This window comes from Stutzerimonas degradans (genome assembly GCF_024448505.1).
In the GTDB taxonomy this organism is placed as follows: Bacteria; Pseudomonadota; Gammaproteobacteria; order Pseudomonadales; family Pseudomonadaceae; genus Stutzerimonas; species Stutzerimonas degradans.
Window position 1 is genome coordinate 46,012 of sequence record NZ_JAMOHV010000010.1, and the last position, 18,635, is coordinate 64,646.

An 18,635-nucleotide genomic window follows, 5' to 3' on the forward strand; every position below is an offset into this window, starting at 1 on the left:
TGCTCAATGGGGATAGTGAGACCAGTCCTGCCAGTCGATGCCGGCAACGGCCTGTGGCTGCAACTGCTGGCGCCAGCGCTCGGTCTGCGCCTGCAATTGCGCGCGCGAGGCGGCGCTCCAGCTTTCATCCGCCGCCAGCTGCGGCTCCACGCTCTGCGCCAGGCGGAACGACAGTCCCGGCCAGCGGCGCGCAATATCCGCCGCCAGCTCGGCGCTGCGTGCGGCGTTGCGGGTGTAGATCATCAGGCTGACCTGGCGCACACCGCGCTGGTGCAGCTCGCAGGGCACGCAGTACGCGCCAGCGCGCGGTGTGGCGAACCAGCGGTGATGGCTGGACAGTTCGAGCGGCCAGGGACTGACACGCGCGACCGCCGCCAGCGTGTCGATCCAGTCGTGCAGCCGTATCTCGGGCACCGGCCAGCCGAGCTGCTCGACCTCCAGATCCAGATGCAGACCGGCGAACGGCAGCGCGCGCAGCTCGCCGAGCAGATCGAGCAGCCCCTTACGCCCGTCGGGCTGCAGCCAGTGCGGATCGCCGAGCAGCAGCAGCACCTCGAAGCCCTGTGCGCGCGCGGCCTCCAGCAACCCGCGCAACTGGCCGCGCAGGTGCTCCGGCTGCGCCACCTGGGTGGCGTCGAGGCCGAGATAGAGGCGCTGCATGCCGGCCACGCGCAGCTGCGCGAGTGCCTCGGCGCGGCGCTGTTCATCGAGCAGCGCGTGACTCTTCCAGACGTAGACACCCTGCTGCCAACGCGCGGCACGGGGCGCCGCCGAGGTACGCGCCTCGGCCTGCGGTGCCTGCCAGTCGAGCGTGCCCGGCCCCAGCAGCGACGCGTGCGCCACGCTGTCGTCGACGAACAGGCGCAGAGCCGCTTCCCGCAGCCACAACCCGTGCCAGGCGGCGATCAGGCGCAACCCGGCGTAGCCGTGCTCCAGCTCCGCCGCCAGGCTGCCCAGATAGGCCTGATCGACGTCGCCAGCGCGCCGCAGACGTTGCTCGCGCACGGCCAGCGCCGCCGTTTCCAGCTGCTGGCGCGCCTGCAGCAGGTCTTCGGCGGCCGCGCGCTGCGCACGCAGCGCCTGGCCGAGGCCCTGCACCAGGCGCTCACGCTCGGCATCGAGCTGCGCCAGCGCCATCTGGTGACGTGCCGCGCCCTCATCGCCGCGCGCCTGCCCGTAGGACAGCGGGTCGAAGGGCGCCGACAAGCTGATGCTGGCCACCAATCCATTGCCCGGCTCGTTGCCGCCGCTGCGGTCTTCGTAGCTCTGCGCGACGCTGAAGCTCGAGTCGACCGCCGCATACCACGGACTCTGACGATTGCGCTCGGCCTGACGCAGTTGCTCGCGGCGCTCCTGCAGCCGCGGATGCCGCTCGAGCTGCTGCAACCAGGCGCCCAGCGGCTGCGCGGCGTTCGCCAGCGCCTCGGCACGGGCCTGCTGGCGCACCTCGATCGACTGTCCACTCAGCGCCTGCAGGCTGTAGCGGGTTTCTTCCAGCAGCGGCCCGGCGGCGGCGCAACGGCGCTGCAGCGCTTGCCAGCGGCCGTCCTGCAGGCGCGCCTCGGAAGCCAGCAGCCAGCCTTCGCGCAGGCGCGCCGCCAGCTGCTCGCGCGCGCGTTGCGCAGGCTCGGCGATGCCGTCGCACCAGCGCAGCTCCTCCTGCGCCCGCCACCAGTCGGCATAGGCGCTGCGCAGCGCCAGGCGCTGCTCGAGGCGAGCCAGCTGCAGCCGCGCCTGCTGTTGCTGGCGCTGGTCTTCGACGCTGCGCAGCGCATCCTGCTGACGCTTCAGGCTGCCCAGCAGCGGATGGCGCAAGCCGAGCGCCAGATCGCGACCGTAGTAGTCGTCGCGCACCTCTTCGGTCACCAGCTCCCGATAGCGCCCGGTCCCTGCCGAGGCGAACCATTGCCAGCCGGCTTCGGCCTCGCGCTGGCGCTGCAATGCCTCGAGCGCCGCACCTTCGGCCTCGGCCGCGCGCAGCAGCGGCGTGCTGTCGGCGCCATCGAGCAGCGCCGGTAGCGGCAATACCTCGGCCAGACAGGATGAAGCCAGTCCCAGCAGACCCAGCAATAGGAATACTCGCCGCATCAGAACCTCTTCGCCTTGCGCAGCACCCACCAGGGCGCCATCGAGGTTTCCTCATGGCCACGCCGGATCATTTCGTTGAGGATCGCCACTGCGCTCCAGCAGCGCATGACGAACATGAACAGCGGAAACAGCGGCACCACCCAGCACAGCCACAGGTCCTGCCGCGGCCGCTCGGACACCATGCACACCGCTACCACGTAGGCCAGCAGGGTGTTGGCCAAGTACACCAGATAGACCAGCCAGGCGAGCACCAGGAAGGTCGACAGCGTCAGCGAGTACAGTCCGACGATGAAGTAGCCGAGGATGATGAACGGCAGCACCAGCTGGAAGAAGAACCCGCTGACCAGCACCACCAGAAAGTTCGGCCAGCCGAGCAGGCGCGGCGTGAAACTGTGGCGATGCTTGCGCACATAGAGGAAGAACAGATCGCCATCCCAGCGCAGGCGCTGCATGAGGAACTGGCGGAACGTCACCGGCGCGTCAGTGTGGCCGATGGCGCACGGCTCGAATGGAATGCGCAGCGGCCGGCGGCCGAAGTAGTTCTTGATGCGCAGGGTGATATCCAGATCCTCGGCGGTATGGGTATCCCAGCCACCGATTTTCTGCAGAAAGCTGCGACGAAAGGCGCCGAACGCGCCGGATACGTTATTCACCACGTTCCACTCGCTGAGCCCGATCTTGGCCAGCTGGATCGACAGCAGGTATTCCAGCGCCTGCATCGCCGTGGTCAGCGAGGCGCGAGCGTTGCGCACCCGCAGGCTGCCCGCCACCGCCGGCACGTCCGGGTCCTGGAAATGGCGCACCACGTTGACCACCATGTCGTTGTCGAACGAGGTATCGCCGTCCAGCGCCATGACGATCTCACCGGTGCTGTATTCCAGCCCGGCGTTCAGTGAGGACACCCGGCCGCCACGCTGCCATTTGGCGATCGGCCGCAGAAAGCGCCGCGGATACAGCTGCGCATCGAGGCGAAAATCCCGCACGGCCTGCATCGTCGCGTGATTGGCCGTCGCGCCGTCGACCACCGGAATCATCTCGATCTCGCCGCGATAGGTCTGCTCGCACAGGCTGAGCAGCGTGGTCTGCACATCCCGACCTTCGCTATAGCAGGTGATCACGCAGGACACGCGCGGCTGGTAACTGTTGCCTTCCGGCAGCTCGAAGGGTTTGCGCGCGAACCAGCGCAGCACGCCGAGCAGGATCACCAGGCTGAGCGGCACCTCCAGCAACAGAAACGCCGGAAACAGCATCACCAGCAGATAGCCCAGGCCGTCGGGCTTGTCGATTTCGCCGAGAATCCCCAGCCACTGCAGCCAGAAACCCTCCATCTCAGCCCAGCTCCCCGTTCAGGCGCGCCAGCAGCAACGCGGCATCTTCCTGTTCGAGCAGGTCGGCCGGTGCGGTGAAGCCGATCTGACGCAGCTGCAGCTGGCCGATTTGCTCGCTGGCCAGACGCTCGGCACCTTCCTGCAGGCGTTTACGCACCACTGCCAGGCCGGCCGCATCGGTGTGCGGCATCATGATCCAGAGGATCTCTTCGCTGACCCGGCTGCAGCGATCGGTGTCGCGCACGGCTTCCTGCAAGCGTTCGACCAGGCTGTCCACCAACGCATGGCCGCGCAGCTCGCCGAGTGCGCTGATGGTCGCCGCCAGGTTGACGAACCGCAGCCCCAGCAGGGAGAACGCCGGCTGCTTGTAGCGCCGCACCAGCTGCAGCTGCCAGTTGAGCAGCTCGTGAAAGGACTTCTGGTTGAGCAGGTTGAGCGCACCGAACTGGTCGGTCTCGGCGACACTGGCCGAGTAACCCTGCCGACAGCGCAGCCGGCCGGCCTCGGCGAGGCGGAAGTGACGCACCTCGCGCACGCGCAGCTTGTCCGGCGCATGGGCCTGGCCACAGTCCAGGCAGCGCGCCTCGACTTCGGCATCGACGAAGAACGCCTGGCAGCTGCGGCAGCGATAGTTCTCCAGCGGCCGGTCGTAATCGCTGCCGATGTGACGCAGGCGCGAGAAACAGTTCGGGCAGAGCAGCAGGCCATCCTTGAGGAAGTGCTCCTGGGCGCCGACGTGGCCGCAGGTGAAGCAGTGCAGCGACGGCTGACGGGCGATTTCCAGCGTCTGGCACTCCGGGCAGACGTCCACGTAGTTCAGCCGGCCGGAGCCACAACCGACGCACAGGCGCACCCGATCGACCAGCTCGCCCTCTTCCAGCCAGCCTTGCTGGGTCATCAGCTGCAGCCAGGCGAAGGCGTTCGGCGACTCGTCGTCTTCCAGCGCCTCCAGCAGCGGGTAGTGATAGTGCTGCGCCACACCGGCATCGCGCACCGCATGGATGGCACCGTGCGGCCGCAACCACAGCCAGGCAAGCACGCGCGACTCGAAACGCTCCGGCGCCACCCCACGATTGAATAGCGCGAAGCGCTCCTGCCACAGCCGCCAGAGCGGCACCAGCGCACTCAGATCAGCCGGCGGCGCACCGTCGCCCAGCGACTTGCAGGATGCGTCCTGCTCCTGGCAGCAGTAGATCAGGCTGAAGCGATAACGCTTGTCCATACGCAGGCTGCGCAAGGCTTCGCCGGCGCGCACCGCCGGCAGATCGAGCAGAACGATGTCATACGCCGGCAGCGCCGCGAGCGCGGACCACTCGGGGTGCCGCTCGTATTCGATACCGACAACAGGGGAAGAAGACGCACCAAGGACGGCGACGCGTGGCATGGGGGACATGGGAAGGAAAACCGGATAATGGCGATGTGATACTTGATCGCCATCATTCTAAGAGTTCTTCTAGGATTATTCGCCAGCTATTCGTCGCCTCGACGCATGAATATTGATCAGGCTCAGCGTGAGCGTCATAAATCCGACGAAATACCTCGACAACCATCCGACAGATACTTGTGCAGCAGCTCGGAAACCTCCGCTGAAGCGCCCGGAGACACGAAGCCCACCTCCAATGCCAGCAACTGATAGATACCGCGGCGCAACTGCTCCGGACCGAGCTGCGCGGACGGCTCGCCGACGGTGCCGAGAAAGCGCACCCAGGAGGTGAGGATGATCCAGGCATTGAGCGCCAGCGCTTCGACCTCGGCGGGGCCCATGCGCAGGATGCCGGCGTCGACGAATCCCTGATAGATAGCCCGCGCGTTGTCCAGGCAACGCGCCGCAAAGGCGCGGTAGCGCTGTGCCAGCGCTTCGTCGGCGGCGAGTAGCGCTTCCAGGTCGCGATGCAAGAAACGGAAGTCCCACATCGCTGCCAGCAGCGCCTCCAGATAGACGGCCTTGTCCGCCACCGTCAACGCCCGTTGCGGCGGGCGCAGGAACTCGTCGATGCGAGCCTCGTAACGCCTGAACAGCTCGGCGACGATCGCCTGCTTGTTGGCGAAGTGGTAGTACAGGTTGCCCGGCGATATGCCCAGATGCGCCGCGATGTGATTAGTGCTGACGCCGCGCTCGCCCTGGGCATTGAACAGCTCGAGGCTGGCATCGAGGATGCGGTCGCGGGTCTTTGCTCGGGGCGCCATGGGCGTCGGTCTCGTGGGGTCTGCGAGGGTGCAACGGTACAGCCCCGCACCGGCGCAGGCGAGTCGCGTTGACACTTTAGAGCAATTACTCTAGAAAACACTCTCTCGCCGCCCCCAGGAGCCGCCATGCCTGTCGAAACGCCCGCCGCGCACGTGCCGCTCGCCGCTGAGCACTTGCAGCAGATCCTCGCCGCGCAGCGCAGCGCCTGCGCCGCCGCACCGTTGCCCGACGCGCAGAGCCGTCGGCAATGGCTGGACGCGCTACGCGACGTGCTGACGGGCAACCAGCAGGCGCTGATCGAGGCCATCTCGGCGGACTTCGGCAACCGCTCGGCCGACGAGACGCTACTGGCCGAAATCATGCCGAGCCTGCATGGCATCCGTTACGCTCGCCGCCATCTGCGTGGCTGGATGAAACCGTCGCGGCGCCGCGTCGGGATGGCGTTCCAGCCGGCCAGCGCGCGGGTGATCTACCAGCCGCTGGGCGTGGTCGGGATCATCGTGCCGTGGAACTACCCGCTGTATCTGGCCATCGGCCCGCTGGTCGGCGCACTGGCCGCCGGCAACCGGGTAATGCTGAAGATGAGCGAATCGACCCCGGCCACCGGCGCGCTGCTCCAGCGGCTGCTGGCGCAGGTCTTCCCGGAGAATCAGGTGGCCGTGGTGCTCGGCGATGTCGAGGTCGGCAAGGCCTTCGCGCGGCTGCCGTTCGATCACCTGCTGTTCACCGGATCGACGCAGATCGGCCGCGACGTGATGCGCGCCGCTGCGGACAATCTGACGCCGGTGACGCTGGAGCTGGGCGGCAAATCGCCGGCCATCGTCTCGCCCACAGTGCCGCTGGCCGACGCCGCCGAGCGCATCGCCTTCGGCAAGACGCTCAACGCCGGGCAGACCTGCGTCGCACCCGACTACGTGCTGGTGCCGCGCGCACGTCTGGACGCCTTCGCCGAGGCCTACCGCGCGGCGGTGCGCCGCCTGCTGCCGAAGCTGGCGGACAATCCGGACTACACCACGATCATCAACGCCCGCCAGCTCGCCCGCCTGCAGGACTATCTGGACGATGCACGCAGCAAGGGCGCCCGCGTGCTGCCGCTGTTCGACGACAGCGCGCCGGGCCGCCTCGCGCACCACCTGCTGCTCGACGTCAACGAGCACATGCGCGTGATGCACGAGGAAATCTTCGGCCCGTTGCTGCCGCTGGTGCCGTACGACGATCTCGACGCGGCCATCGCCTACGTCAACGCACGGCCGCGACCGCTGGCGCTGTACTTCTTCGGCTACGACCGCGCCGAGCAGCAGCGCGTGCTGCAGGGCACGCTGTCCGGTGGCGTATGCCTGAACGACACCCTGCTGCACGTCGCTCAGGACGACCTGCCGTTCGGCGGCGTCGGCGCCTCGGGCATGGGCCATTACCACGGGCACGAGGGCTTCCTGACCTTCAGCAAGGCGCGCGGGGTGTTCAGCAAGCCGCGCCTGAACGCGGCACGCCTGATCTATCCGCCCTACGGCAAGTGGTGGCAGAAGCTGCTCTACCGCCTGCTGATACGCTGATGAGCGGCCTGCCGCTGAATCGCCGCGGGCTGCTGCGCATCGGCTTGCTCGGCGGCGCGCTGCTGGCCACCTCGGGCCTGGCCGCCAGCCTGAGCGGCTGCAGTCGCGAGCTGGCGGCGGCGAACTTCAGCCTGTTGCGGCCCAGTGACCTGCCGCTGCTGCGGCGGCTGATTCCCGTGCTGCTGACCGGTGCGGTGGCAGCGCCGGACGCGCCGGCGGTGGTCGAGGGCACGCTGAGCAGCCTCGACCGCAACCTGCAACAGCTGTCGCCGGCGCTGGCCGCACAGGTGCTGCAGCTATTCGACCTGCTCAGCCTGCCATTGACCCGCGGCCCGCTGACCGGCATCTGGGGCAGCTGGGACGCGTCGAGCGATCAGGCCATGCAGGATTTCCTGCAGCGCTGGCAGAACGCTCCGCTGGCGCTGCTGCGCCAGGGTCACGCCGTCCTGCTGCAGCTGGTGCTGATGGCCTGGTACGGCCGGCCCGAAGCCTGGGCGCATTGCGGCTACCCCGGCCCGCCCACGGTCTGACCCTCTGGAGCTAACGATGCCCGTCCCCGACATCTTCGCCGCCGGCCTCGCCCGTGGCTGGCAGACCCACGATGGCTCGCGCCTCGCCGGCGATCTCACGCTGGAGGCAGATACCGCCATCATCGGCAGCGGCGCCGGCGGCGCCACCAGCGCGGAAATCCTCAGCGCGGCCGGCTTCAAGGTGCTGCTGATCGAAGAAGGCCCGCTGCGCACCAGCAGCGACTTCGATCTGCAGGAACCGCGCGCCTATCGGTCGCTGTACCAGGAAGGCGTCGGACGAATGAGCAAGGACGGCGCCATCACCATCCTGCAGGGCCGCGCGGTGGGTGGCACCACGCTGGTGAACTGGACCTCGAGCTTCCGCACTCCGCCGCAGACACTCGAGCACTGGGCGCGCGAGCACGCCGTCAGCGGCCTCTCCACGGAGCAGCTGGCGCCCTGGTTCGCGCGCATGGAAGAGCGCCTGGGCATCGCGCCGTGGGCCATGCCGCCGAATGCCAACAACGCGGTGCTGCAACGCGGCTGCGAGCGCCTCGGCTATCGCTGGGCGGTGATTCCGCGCAACGTGCGCGGCTGCTGGAATCTCGGCTACTGCGGCATGGGCTGCCCGACCAACGCCAAGCAGTCGATGCTGGTCACCAGCATTCCGGCACTGCTCGATCACGGTGGCGAACTGCTCTACCTGGCGCGCGCGGAGCGCCTGCAGATCCGCGCCGGGCGCATCGAAGGGCTCGACTGCGTCGGCATGGATGCGCGCGGCGTGGCGCCCAGCGGCCGGCGGATTCACGTCAGGGCGCGGCACTACGTGCTGGCCGGCGGCGGCATCAACAGCCCGGCGCTGCTGCTGCGCTCCGCCGCGCCGGACCCGCACGGGCGCGTCGGCAAACGCACCTTCCTGCACCTCACCAACTTCTGCGCGGCGCAGTTCGACGAAGTCATCAACCCGTTCTACGGTGCGCCGCAGTCGATCTATTCGGATCACTTCCAGTGGCGCGACGGCGCGCGTGGTCGCATGTCCTACAAGCTCGAAGTGCCGCCGCTGCATCCGGCACTGGCCGCGACCCTGTTCGGTCGCTTCGGCGTCGACAACGCCCTGCGCATGGCGCAGCTGCCGCACACCCACGCGATGATCGCGCTGCAGCGCGACGGCTTTCACCCGGACAGCGCCGAAGGCCAAGTCGAACTGCGCAGCGATGGCACGCCGGTGCTCGACTACCACATGACCGCCTACAGCTGGGACGGCATCCGCCGCGCCTTCCACAGCATGGCCGAGATCCAGTTCGCCGCCGGCGCGCGCGCCGTGCTGCCGCTGCATGCCGATGCGGACTATGTGCACACGCCGCGCGCGGCGCGCGAACTGATCGATCGACTCGATCTCGCGCTCTACCGCACGCGGCTCGGCAGCGCGCACGTGATGGGCGGCTGCGCGATGGGTGACGATCCGCGCCAGGCGGTGGTCGACAGCCGCGGACGCCATCATCAGCTGGAGAACCTGTCGGTTCACGACGGCTCGCTGTTCCCCACCAGCATCGGTGCCAACCCGCAGCTGTCGATCTACGCGCTGTGCGCGAAATTCGCCAGCCAGCTCGGCGAAGACTTGCAGAACGCCTGAGATCGGCAGGTTATCCGCGCAGATCGCCACACGACCATTGAGACTTTACGCTGCCGACATGCAGCCGCTACCATCCACACCCCCACGCCTGCGTCAGGACGCCGCGATGAATCGAGTGTTGTATCCGGGAACCTTCGATCCCATCACCATGGGCCACGCCGATCTGGTGGAGCGCGCTTCCCGGCTGTTCGATCATGTGATCATCGCCGTGGCAGCCAACCCGAAGAAGAACCCCCTGTTCCCGCTGGAACAACGCGTCGAGCTGGCCCGCGAAGTCACCAAGCACCTGCCGAAAGTCGAGGTCATGGGCTTCTCCACGCTGCTGGCGCATTTCGTCCGCGAGCAGAACGCCAATGTGCTGCTGCGCGGCCTGCGCGCGGTGTCCGACTTCGAGTACGAGTTCCAGCTGGCCAACATGAACCGCCAGCTGGCGCCGGAGGTCGAGAGTCTGTTCCTCACGCCGTCGGAGAAGTACTCCTATATTTCCTCCACGCTGGTGCGCGAGATCGCCTCGCTCGAGGGCGACGTCTCCAAGTTCGTCCATCCGGCGGTGATGGACGCGCTCAAGGCGCGCTTCGGCCAGCGCTGAGGAATCCGCCGGTGGGCAGCAGGCCCACCGATGCGGCACAATTGCGCGTCGTTATCTGCTGTGCCGCGGCCTGAGCCGTGGCAGGAGTTCGCTGGATGTCCCTGAAAATCACCGATGACTGCATCAACTGCGACGTGTGCGAGCCCGAGTGCCCGAACGGCGCGATTTCCCAGGGCGAGGAAATCTACGTCATCGATCCCAACCTCTGCACCGAATGCGTCGGTCACTATGACGAGCCGCAGTGCCAGCAGGTCTGCCCGGTCGACTGCATCCCGCTCGACGAAAACAACGTCGAGAGCAAGGACGAGCTGATGCAGAAGTACCTGATCATCACCGGCAAGGCCTGATGCCCGCGGTGCGGCCGGCTCGCCGACGCGCACTGCGCGAGGGCGTGCGGGCCTGTCTCGCCGCCTTCCTGCTGTTCTCCTTCTGCGCCCAGGCGCAACCGCCGGCACAGGGTGCCGTTGCCACCGCGCACCCGCTCGCCAGCGCAGTCGGCCGGGAAATTCTCCAGGCCGGCGGTAATGCCTTCGATGCCGCCGTGGCAGTCAGCGCCGCGCTGGCGGTGGTCGAGCCCTATGGCTCGGGCCTCGGCGGCGGTGGTTTTTTCCTCCTGCGCGAAGCCGGCGAACCGGCTCGCTTCAGCTTCCTCGACGCCCGCGAGCGCGCACCGCTGGCGGCCACTCCCGATCTTTATCTGCGCGACGGCGAGGTGCAGCGCAAGCTGTCGCTGGACGGTGCGCTGGCGGCGGCGATTCCCGGCACCCCGGCGGCGCTGACGGAACTGTCGCAGCAGCGCGGCCGGCTACCGCTGGCGCAAACCCTGGCGCCGGCCATCGCCTTGGCGCGCGACGGCTTCAGCGTCGATGCGGTCTACCGCCAGCGCGCCAGCTGGCGTCTCGATGCGTTACGCGCCGATGCCGAAAGCGCGCGGCTGTTCCTCCGCGACGGCAAGTTGCCGGCCGAAGGCCAGCACCTACGTCAGCCGGAGCTGGCCGCCACCCTCGAACGCCTGGCACGCGAAGGTCGTGACGGCTTCTATCGTGGTGAGCTGGCCGAGCGCCTGGTGCAGGGCGTGCGCGCCGCCGGCGGCATCTGGACGCTGCGGGATCTGGCCGAGTACCAGACCGTCGAGCGCGCGCCGCTGCGTTTCCCGCTGGCCGAAGGCCGCGAGCTGATCGGCGCACCGCCGCCCTCGGCCGGCGGCGTGATCCTCGCGCAGAGCCTGGGCATGCTCGAACGCCTGTCCTGGCGCGAAGCTGCGCCGGTGCAGCGCAGCCACCTGGTAGTCGAGGCGCTACGCCGCGCCTATCGCGACCGCAGCCAGCTGGGCGATCCCGACTTCGTCCGCGCGCCGCTGCAGCGGCTGCTGTCGGCGGACTATCTGCAGACGCTGGCGGCCGGCATCGATCCGGCGCGCGCCACGCCGAGCAGCGCTCTGCCGCCGGCGCCACGCTGGCGCGAGGGCGAGCACACCACCCACTTCGCGGTGATCGATACCGAAGGCAACGCGGTGGCAGCCACCCTCTCGCTAAACATGATGTTCGGTGCGGCCTTCACCGTGCCCGGCACCGGCGTGCTGCTCAACGACGAGATGGACGACTTCGCCGCCGACATCGCCGGCAGCAATGCCTATCAGCTCAAGGGCAGCAGCGCCAACGCGATTTCCGGCGGCAAGCGCCCGCTGTCGAGCATGAGCCCGACCTTCATCGAGAGCGCCAGCGAGTTCACCAGCTTCGGCACGCCCGGCGGCAGCCGCATCCCGAGCATGGTGCTGCTGTCGGTGCTGGCCTACCTGGACGGCGAGCCGGTATCCGCCTGGCCGGCAGCACCGCGTTATCACCATCAGTACCTGCCCGACGTGCTGCAGTACGAGGCCGCCACCTTCAGCCCGGCGCAACTGCAGGCGCTGCGCGCGCTCGGCCACCAGCCGAAGCTGATCGAGCGCGATTACGGCAACCAGCAGGTGCTCTACTGGAACAAGCGCAGCGGCGCAGTCGACGCCGCCAGCGATCCGCGCGGCATCGGCCGGGCGCTCCTGGTGTCGCCGCTCAGGGCCGCTGAATGATCGGACCGTCGTCGTCGGTCGACAGCTGGCGCAGCTGGCGGATTGGCTCCTGCCCGTCGGCCAGCAACAGAGCGTTGCGCAGGCTCTGGATGATGCGACTGGCGTAGCCCAGGTCGTTCATCAGCGAGCTGGTCTGCAGACCGTCCAGGTCGTGGTTGCGCACGGCGACGAACAGGCGCTTGCGAAACGCACCGTCGAATTCGGCGGCCCGCTCGTCGAGCCACTGCAGCCGCTCGCGCCAGCGCTCCTCCGGCAGCTCCGAATGGGTCAGCGCACGAATCTCGCGCAGTGCCTCGAGCAGATGCCGGCGCAGCTCGACGTACGAGCGGCGCACCGTCGAGGCCTCCTGGCGCAGGTAGTGACCGAGGTTTTTCTGCAGGTGCTTGGCGTCCTTGACCGCATCCACCAGCTGCAGCGCGGCGATCTGGCCGCTCAGCCAGAACGTCTGGTGCTGCTCGTCCAGCGGCACCTCGAGGCGGCCCATGAAGCTCAGCAGGTCGGCGTACACACCCTTGATGTGGCGCTGGTAGAGCTGCTCGGCATCCAGCGCACCGGGCTCCGGCGGCGCGGCCATCAGGGCGTCGTCGATGCGTCCCTGGCGCATCAGCTGGTCCACCGGCAGGAACAGCGCATGGCAGATCACTTCCAGGCTCAGCCGGGTCATGTGCTGCAGCTCCTGCGCCACCGCACAGGTGGCGGCATCCGCCGAATCCAGCGCGCGGGCGTTGAGGTAACGCGCGCGGGTGCGCTGCTGCGGTTCGTCCGGCTGCGCCAGCTCGGTGATTAGCACCGTCGGCTCGACCCGATCGGGCAAGAGGCGAATCAGCAGCGCTGCCAGGCGCGCCTGCCACGGCCAGAACAGCAGCACGCCCAACCCGTTGAACAGCGTGTGGAACAACGCCAGCTGCAGCAGCACGTTGTCGCCCAGGCCCACCGCCTCCACCAGCCAGCGCACCAGCGCGGTCAATGGCAGCAGCAGGACCAGCGCCACCAGCGCCGTGAGCGCATTGAACAGCACGTGCGCCAGCGCCAGACGCTGCCCGCTGCGGTTGCCGCCGAGCGAACCGACGAAGGCGGTGGTGACGCTGCTGCCGACGTTGGCACCGATGGCGATGGCCAGTGCCGGGCCGAGCGTCAGCTGGCCGGCACCCAGCGCGGCGAGCGTCAGCATCAGCGTTGCGTGACTGGACTGCAGCACCACCGTGGCCGCCAGGCCGATGCCGACGAACAGCAGCTGGCCGATCAGCCCCTCGGCCTGGTAGGCCGACATGTCCACGTCGCTGCCGAAGCTGGAGAAGCCGACCTTGATCTGATCGATGCCGAGGAAGATGAAGGCGATCCCCAACACGATGCGCCCGGCCGCCTTGCCCTTGTCACCGAGGAAGCTCGCCAGCACGCCGAACACCAGTAGCGGCAGCGCCAGCGGCGACAGGCTGAGATTGTGCCCAGCCAGCGCCAGCAGCCAGATGCCGCTGGTGGCGCCGAGATTGGCGCCGAACAGGATCGGGATGCCGCCGGCCAGCTTGATCAGTCCGGTACTGATGAAGGCGATGGTCAGCAGCGACACCAGCGTGCTCGACTGCAGCAGCATGGTGCCGCCGACGCCGAACAGCAGCCCCTTGAACGGCGTCGCGGTGGTCCGCGCCAGCAGCTGTTCGAGCTTGCCACCGGCCAGCTGGCGCAGGCCTTCCTCCAGGCACTGCATGCCGAACAGGAACAGCGCCAGACCGGCGCACAGCTCCAGCCAGGGCTGGCTGCTCCAGAACGCTGCCCCGAGCAGAAGGCTCCCCGCCACGATCAGGAATGTCCTGACGTGCTTCTTGAACGTGCCCATGTGTACTTTTCGTTACCTGCCGCGCGCCATAAGGAAAGAACCGGCTGAGCCGGTCACATAGCGAGGGTCGTCGCTGCAGCACTGGCGCACGACCGCCGGGCATTCTAGGGGATTCGCCATGCGGCGACGATGCCTCGCCGAGGTGGCGGGCCGGACGCGGACAATAGCGGCGGGGGTATTTAGGAGAATGCAGCCTGCAGGGCAGGCTGCGCGATGCGGATTCGGATTACGCGGAGCGAGCGCCCCGCGCCACCGGCATCAGTAAGGTTTTTGCGAAGTGGTGCAACCCAGGCAGCGCACGAAGGCCTCACGCGCCGGGTCGCCGACCAGTGCCTGGCCGGCTTCCTTGACGTTGCCGCCGAGCGCGGTGAACGGCAGGCTGACGACGAACGCGACGGCACCGACCAGCGTCGCGCCGATCAGCAGCGGACGGGCGACGACCAGGTCGCCGATCATGGCGAACGCCGGCGGTGCCTCGACGGTGTAGGTCGGATCGCCACTGGCATTCTGCGTGACTGTTTCCGCCTGTGCCGGCATTGCCAGCAGGCCGGTGGTCAGAGCCAAGACAACAGCGGTGGAGCGGAACAGATTCATGGTGTGGTCCTTCAGCTGTGCGAAACGCGGCATTTTCAAGTTGTGCCGGCCACTATAGCAGTGGCCGCTGCCTCGCGAGCGTGAACGCCGTCAACGCGCCGCGCAGCGATCAGCGCTGGCAACGACTGCAATAGACGCTGGCGCGCTGGCCGAGGCGAACCTCGCGCAGGGTCGTGCCGCAGTGCTTGCAGAACTCGCCGCCGCGCCCGTAGACGAACAGCTCCTGCTGGAAGTAACCCGGCTTGCCGTCGCCGCCGACGAAATCGCGCAGCGTGGTGCCGCCGCGCTCGATAGCCAGCGCCAGGATGCGCTTGATCTCGTCCGCCAGTTTCAGATAGCGCGACCGCGAGATGCCGCCGGCCGGGCGGCGCGGGTCGATGCCGGCGGCGAACAGCGCCTCGCTCGCATAGATATTGCCGACGCCGACCACTACCGCGTTGTCCATGATGAACGGCTTGACCGCCATGCTGCGCCCACGCGACAGCTGGAACAGCCGTTCGCCGTCGAACGCCTCGCTCAGCGGTTCCGGGCCGAGGCTGGCGAGCAATACGTGGTTGAGCGGATCGTCGCTCCACAGCAGCGCGCCGAAGCGCCGCGGATCGGTATAGCGCAGCGCCTGGCCGGATTCGAGCAGCAGATCGACATGCTCGTGCTTGGCCGGCGGCAACGCGCCCTCGACCAGCCGCAGGCTGCCGGACATGCCCAGGTGCGCGATCAGCGTGCCGGCCTCGAAGCGGATCAGCAGGTACTTGGCGCGGCGTTCGACCGCCTCGATGCGCTGCCCCGACAGGCGCACATCCAGGTCCTCGGGAATCGGCCAGCGCAGCCGCCGCTCGCGCACGATCACCCGACTGACGCGCTGACCGACGAGATGCGGGGCGATACCGCGACGAGTGGTTTCGACTTCGGGAAGTTCGGGCATGACGGCGGAGCGGGGGCAACGGAAGGGGAACGCATCCTAGCATGGGCCGCCGGCGCCGCCCGGCCGGGACTGGCGAACTTTCGTGCACGTGCGTGTCCGAAATCAGGTGCCCCGCACATCGCGGGCGAACCGACGGAGGCAGCCCATGAGCCAACCCCTCACAGGCAAACGCGTGGCAATTCTGGTGACCGATGGCTTCGAGCAGGCGGAACTGACCGGCCCGCGCGAGGCGCTGGAAAACGCCGGCGCGCGCGCCGACATCGTCGCGCCGAAGAACGGCGAAGTGACCGGCTGGAACCACACCACGCCGGCCACCAAGTTCCATGTCGATCAGACTTTCGACGCCATCCGCATCGCCGATTACGACGCCGTGCTGCTGCCCGGCGGCGTAGTCAACTCCGACACCATCCGCACCGAGGCCACGGCCCAGCGGCTGGTGCGCGAGGCGGCGCAGGCGGGCAAGCCAATCGCGGTGATCTGCCACGGCAGCTGGCTGCTGATCTCCGCCGGGCTGGTCAACGGCCGGCGCATGACCAGCTGGCCCTCGCTCGCCGACGACTTGCGCAACGCCGGCGCCGAGTGGGTCGACGAGCCGGTGGTGATCGATGGCGGACTGATCAGCAGCCGCAAGCCCGACGACATTCCGGCCTTCAGCAGCGCGCTGATCGAGGCGCTGCAGTCGGCCTGAAGCTCGCGGTTGGCGCGCTTTTCATGTCGCCGGAGCACGGCTCGTTTAGAATGCCCGTCTTTTTCCGGGAGCCCCGCCGATGACCCTGCCCAGCCTGCGCCTCAAAGCCAATGCCGATCGCCGCCTGCGCGCCGGCCATCTGTGGGTCTACAGCAACGAGGTGGACACCGCCGCCACGCCGCTGTCCGGGTTCGTCGCCGGCGACCAGGCGATCCTCGAAGCCGCCGGCGGCAAACCGCTGGGCATCGTCGGCGTGTCGCCGAACAACCTGATCTGCGCCCGCCTGCTGTCGCGCGACCTCAAGCACAGCCTCGACAAGTCGCTGCTGGTGCACCGCATCCAGGTCGCACTGAGCCTGCGCGAGCGGCTGTTCGAGCAGCCGTGCTACCGCCTGGTCTATGGCGACTCCGATCTGCTGCCGGGGCTGGTGGTCGACCGCTTCTTCGACATCCTCGTCGTGCAGCTCGCCTCGGCGACCATGGAGCGCAACAAGGACGCCGTGCTCGAGGCGCTGGTGCAGGTGCTCAAGCCCAGCGGCGTGCTGTGGAAGAACGACTCCAGTGCGCGTGACGCCGAGGGCCTGGAGCGCTACGTCGACACTGCCTTCGGCGTGGTGCCCGAATGGGTCGCGCTGGAGGAGAACGGCGTGAAGTTCGAGGCGCCGGTGATCGCCGGGCAGAAGACCGGCTGGTTCTACGACCACCGCATGAACCGCGCGCGCCTGGCGCCCTACGTCAAGGGCAAGCGCGTACTCGACCTGTTCAGCTACATCGGCGGCTGGGGCGTGCAGGCGGCGGCGTTCGGCGCCAGCGAGGTGTTCTGCGTCGACGCCTCGGCGTTCGCCCTCGATGGTGTCGAGCGCAACGCGGCGCTCAACGGCGTGGCGGACAGGATGACCTGCGTCGAGGGCGATGCCTTCGAGGCGATGAAGGAACTGAAGAACGCCGAGGAGCGCTTCGACGTGGTGATCACCGATCCGCCGGCGTTCATCAAGCGCAGGAAAGACCTGAAGAACGGCGAGGCGGCCTACCGCCGACTCAACGAACAGGCCATGCGCCTGCTCAACAAGGACGGCATCCTGGTCAGCGCCAGCTGCTCGATGCACCTGCCCGAAGACGATCTGCAGAACATCCTGCTCGGCAGCGCCCGCCATCTGGACCGCAACATCCAGCTGCTCGAACGCGGCGCGCAGGGGCCGGACCACCCGGTACACCCGGCGATCCCGGAGACCCGCTACATCAAGAGCCTGACCTGCCGCATCCTGCCCAACAGCTGATTCGCGTCAGTCGTCGGCCTTGCGCACGTACTGCGCACGGTCGATGCCGTGGCGCTGCAGCTTGTCGTAGAAGGTCTTGCGCGGGATGCCCAGCGTCTCCAGGGTCGAGCGCACGTCGCCGGCGTTGGCCAGCAGCGCCTCGCGAATCAGGTCCGCCTCGTACTGTTCGAGGCGGGCCGGCAGGCTGGCATGGCCGCTTTCGATCCGCAGTGTCGCCGGCGGCGCGATGACATCGCCCAGCCCCAGCGCCAGCCGCTCGGCGAAATGCGCCAGCTCGCGCACATTGCCGGGCCAGTCGTGCTGAAACAGGTAGCGGCTGACCTGCGGCGAGAGCTGCGGCACCTCGATGCCGAAGCGCGCGGCGGCGCGCTGCATGAAATGCGCGAACAGCAGCGGAATGTCTTCCTTGCGCTCGCGCAGCGGCGGAATCGACACCGTCACCACATTCAGCCGGTAGTACAGGTCCTCGCGAAAATCGCCGCGCTGCACCGGGTTGCCAAGGTCGATCTTCGACGCGGCGACCACGCGCAGGCTCAGCTCGCGGCTTTCGTTGCTGCCCAGCGGCTCGATGGTGCGCTGCTCCAGCACGCGCAGCAGGCGTACCTGCGCCGCCGGCGGCATGCTCTCGATCTCGTCGAGGAACAGCGTGCCGCCGCTGGAGTGCTCGATGCGGCCGATGCGCTTCTTCTGCGCGCCGGTGAACGCACCCGCCTCGTGGCCGAACAGCTCGCTCTCGATCATGCTTTCCGGCAGCGCCCCGCAGTTCACCGCGACGAAGTTGCCACTGCGCCGGCTGCTCCATTCGTGCAGCAGGCTGGCGACCACCTCCTTGCCGCTGCCGGTTTCGCCGGCGATCAGCACGTCCACCTCGGTGTCGGCGATGTGGCGGATGGTGCGTCGCAGGTTTTCCATCGCCGGGGTCTGGCCGATCAGCGGCAGCGACTCCTCGGCACTCTGCGCCGCCAGTCGCAGGCGGCGGTTCTCCAGCACCAGCCGGCGCTTTTCCGCCGCGCGGCTGACGCTCTGCACCAGCCGGTCGGCGCCGTAGGGCTTGGCGATGAAATCGTAGGCACCGTCATGCAGCGCCGCGACTGCCATCGGCACGTCGCCGTGGCCGGTGATGAGGATCACCGGCAGGTCGGCGTCCAGCGCCTTGAGTCGCTGGAACAGCTCCAGGCCGTCGATGCGCGGCATGCGGATATCGCTGACCACCACGCCGGGGAAATCGGCATCGAGAAATGCCAGCGCGCTTTCGGCATCGGCGAACGGGTAAACCTCGAAGCCGGCCAGTTCCAGCGACTCCTGGTTGGCGTTGCGCAGCTCGGCGTCATCATCGACGAACGCGACGCGGGGACGGTCATTCAT

General features: G+C 68.1%; 16 protein-coding genes. 8 read left to right on the plus strand and 8 right to left on the minus strand.

The annotated features are described in order from the left end of the window. Nucleotides 1–3: 3 nt before the first annotated feature. The 4 genes from NAV27_RS13695 to NAV27_RS13710 form a co-directional block, all read right to left on the minus strand. Nucleotides 4–2,088: a TolC family protein gene (locus NAV27_RS13695; RefSeq protein WP_102829113.1), complete on the minus strand. Its 2,085-nt coding sequence runs from the start codon at nt 2,086–2,088 to the stop codon at nt 4–6. Further along, nucleotides 2,088–3,416 carry a glycosyltransferase family 2 protein gene (locus NAV27_RS13700; protein ID WP_102829114.1) on the minus strand — a complete coding sequence of 443 codons (1,329 nt, stop codon included), beginning with the start codon at nt 3,414–3,416 and terminating at the stop codon, nt 2,088–2,090. The genes NAV27_RS13695 and NAV27_RS13700 overlap by 1 nt, the downstream gene beginning before the upstream one ends. Before the next feature lies 1 nt (nt 3,417). After that, nucleotides 3,418–4,800 (minus strand): TackOD1 domain-containing metal-binding protein, encoded by a 1,383-nt coding sequence (locus NAV27_RS13705; protein WP_102829115.1) that lies wholly within the window; start codon nt 4,798–4,800, stop codon nt 3,418–3,420. Between the two features lie 134 nt (nt 4,801–4,934). Continuing rightward, nucleotides 4,935–5,603 (minus strand): TetR/AcrR family transcriptional regulator, encoded by a 669-nt coding sequence (locus NAV27_RS13710; RefSeq protein ID WP_102829116.1) that lies wholly within the window; start codon nt 5,601–5,603, stop codon nt 4,935–4,937. A gap of 126 nt (nt 5,604–5,729) precedes the next feature. On the opposite strand from NAV27_RS13710, the gene NAV27_RS13715 reads away from it, so the two are divergent. The 6 genes from NAV27_RS13715 to ggt all read left to right on the plus strand — a co-directional run bounded on the left by NAV27_RS13715 (nt 5,730) and on the right by ggt (nt 11,956). Further along, nucleotides 5,730–7,157 (plus strand): coniferyl aldehyde dehydrogenase, encoded by a 1,428-nt coding sequence (locus NAV27_RS13715; protein ID WP_102829117.1) that lies wholly within the window; start codon nt 5,730–5,732, stop codon nt 7,155–7,157. After that, nucleotides 7,157–7,687, plus strand: coding sequence for a twin-arginine translocation pathway signal protein (locus NAV27_RS13720; RefSeq protein WP_102829118.1), 531 nt, complete (start codon nt 7,157–7,159; stop codon nt 7,685–7,687). Before NAV27_RS13715 ends, NAV27_RS13720 begins: the two co-directional genes overlap by 1 nt. A gap of 16 nt (nt 7,688–7,703) precedes the next feature. Continuing rightward, on the plus strand, nt 7,704–9,299 hold the full coding sequence (locus tag NAV27_RS13725) for a GMC family oxidoreductase (RefSeq protein WP_102829119.1): 1,596 nt from the start codon (nt 7,704–7,706) through the stop codon (nt 9,297–9,299). 106 nt (nt 9,300–9,405) lie between these two features. Next, on the plus strand, nt 9,406–9,888 hold the full coding sequence (gene coaD, locus NAV27_RS13730) for a pantetheine-phosphate adenylyltransferase (protein WP_102829120.1): 483 nt from the start codon (nt 9,406–9,408) through the stop codon (nt 9,886–9,888). A 95-nt stretch (nt 9,889–9,983) separates the two neighbouring features. Further along, nucleotides 9,984–10,235 carry a YfhL family 4Fe-4S dicluster ferredoxin gene (locus NAV27_RS13735; RefSeq protein WP_008568547.1) on the plus strand — a complete coding sequence of 84 codons (252 nt, stop codon included), beginning with the start codon at nt 9,984–9,986 and terminating at the stop codon, nt 10,233–10,235. Further along, nucleotides 10,235–11,956, plus strand: a complete 1,722-nt coding sequence (ggt, locus tag NAV27_RS13740) for a gamma-glutamyltransferase (protein ID WP_102829121.1) — start codon at nt 10,235–10,237, stop codon at nt 11,954–11,956. The genes NAV27_RS13735 and ggt overlap by 1 nt, the downstream gene beginning before the upstream one ends. On the opposite strand, the gene NAV27_RS13745 is transcribed toward ggt, so the two are convergent. The 3 genes from NAV27_RS13745 to mutM all read right to left on the minus strand — a co-directional run bounded on the left by NAV27_RS13745 (nt 11,940) and on the right by mutM (nt 15,306). Then, a complete protein-coding gene (locus NAV27_RS13745; RefSeq protein ID WP_102829122.1) occupies nt 11,940–13,790 on the minus strand; it encodes a Na/Pi cotransporter family protein in 1,851 nt (616 codons plus the stop codon). The genes ggt and NAV27_RS13745 overlap by 17 nt on opposite strands. Nucleotides 13,791–14,048: 258 nt before the next feature. Beyond that, nucleotides 14,049–14,384, minus strand: coding sequence for a multidrug transporter (locus tag NAV27_RS13750; RefSeq protein ID WP_102829192.1), 336 nt, complete (start codon nt 14,382–14,384; stop codon nt 14,049–14,051). 109 nt (nt 14,385–14,493) lie between these two features. Next, on the minus strand, nt 14,494–15,306 hold the full coding sequence (mutM, locus tag NAV27_RS13755) for a bifunctional DNA-formamidopyrimidine glycosylase/DNA-(apurinic or apyrimidinic site) lyase (RefSeq protein ID WP_102829123.1): 813 nt from the start codon (nt 15,304–15,306) through the stop codon (nt 14,494–14,496). Nucleotides 15,307–15,451: 145 nt separating this feature from the next. Between mutM and NAV27_RS13760 the strand changes: the two genes are divergently transcribed. Both NAV27_RS13760 and NAV27_RS13765 read left to right on the plus strand, forming a co-directional pair. Then, nucleotides 15,452–15,994, plus strand: coding sequence for a type 1 glutamine amidotransferase domain-containing protein (locus NAV27_RS13760; protein WP_102829124.1), 543 nt, complete (start codon nt 15,452–15,454; stop codon nt 15,992–15,994). Between the two features lie 79 nt (nt 15,995–16,073). Then, on the plus strand, nt 16,074–17,270 hold the full coding sequence (locus NAV27_RS13765) for a class I SAM-dependent rRNA methyltransferase (protein WP_102829125.1): 1,197 nt from the start codon (nt 16,074–16,076) through the stop codon (nt 17,268–17,270). Nucleotides 17,271–17,276: 6 nt separating this feature from the next. Here NAV27_RS13765 and NAV27_RS13770 read toward each other — a convergent pair whose 3' ends face one another. Then, nucleotides 17,277–18,635, minus strand: a complete 1,359-nt coding sequence (locus NAV27_RS13770) for a sigma-54-dependent transcriptional regulator (RefSeq protein ID WP_043299470.1) — start codon at nt 18,633–18,635, stop codon at nt 17,277–17,279.